The sequence below is a fragment of the Pseudomonas arcuscaelestis genome (assembly GCF_016881005.1).
Lineage (GTDB): Bacteria > Pseudomonadota > Gammaproteobacteria > Pseudomonadales > Pseudomonadaceae > Aquipseudomonas > Aquipseudomonas arcuscaelestis.
This window is the reverse complement of the sequence record NZ_JACOPV010000079.1, coordinates 1-1,074: the sequence shown is the minus strand read 5'-3', so window position 1 is coordinate 1,074 and position 1,074 is coordinate 1. Positions and strand designations below refer to the sequence as shown.

The window sequence follows — 1,074 nt, the reverse complement described above, 5'->3', positions numbered from 1 at the left end:
AAGGCCTGGCCAAAGACCGTGCAGAAGCCGCGAAGAAATTCATCGCCTTCTCGGTACAGCCGCAGCAGCAGAAGACCTACTCGGAAAACATCGCCTACGGCCCGGCCAACACCCAAGCCGTACCGTTGCTGGCCAAGGACATCCTCAAGGACATGCCGACCACCCCGGAAAACATCGCCAATCAGGTGCAGATCGACGTGAGCTTCTGGGCGGATAACGGCGAGCAGTTGGAGCAGCGTTTTAACTCGTGGGCTGCCAAGTAACTCTTGTCGTACCTGTAACCCCTGTGGGAGGGGGCTTGCTCCCGATAGCGGTGCATCAGTAGATACATTCATCAACTGACAGACTGCTATCGGGAGCAAGTCGAACCGTCGCACCGCCCCTCCCACATGGATCTTCTGTGTTCAGTAGATTGCATTCAATTTCAAGAATCGGAGTTTGCCATGGACATCGCCATTCCAGGCCCCACCCTCAAGCAGCGCCTGGCGCGTGCCGAGCGGCTCAATCGCTGGAAGGCCCAGGCCTTGATTGCGCCGCTGGTGCTGTTTTTGCTGTTGGTGTTTCTGGTGCCCATCGTTGCGCTGCTGTTTAAGAGCGTCGGCAACCCGGAAGTGGTCGCGGGTTTGCCGCGCACCGTGGTGGCGGTTACCGCCTGGGATGGCCGTGGCCTGCCGGGTGAGCCGGTGTACCAGGCCCTCAGTGAAGACCTGGGCGAAGCCCGCAAAAACCAGACCCTGGGCGACTTGTCCAAACGCTTGAACATGGAACTGGCCGGCTATCGCAGCCTGCTGACCAAAACCGCGCGGGCGCTGCCGTTTACCGAAGCCCCGGCCTCTTATAAAGATGCGCTGGAAAACCTCGACGAACGCTGGGGCGACCCGGCGTACTGGCAGGCGATTCGGCGCAATACCAGCAGCCTGACGCCGTTCTACCTGCTGGCCGCCGTCGATCATCGTATCGACGACCTCGGCGAAGTGGCCCCGGCCACGCCGGACCAGGCGATCTACCTGGACATCTTCGCCCGTACCTTCTGGATGGGTCTGGTGATCACTGCCATCTGTTTGGTGTTGGCTT

Annotated in this window: 1 protein-coding gene and 1 pseudogene; both read left to right on the top strand. The window is 60.2% G+C overall.

What is annotated here, in order from left to right; translation table 11 throughout:
* Positions 1-263 (top strand): extracellular solute-binding protein (locus H8F21_RS29375; RefSeq protein WP_328824559.1); only part of this gene is annotated, 263 nt, incomplete at its 5' end.
* Positions 264-443: 180 nt separating this feature from the next.
* Positions 444-1,074: pseudogene (locus H8F21_RS29370) on the top strand (ABC transporter permease); the annotation flags it as partial.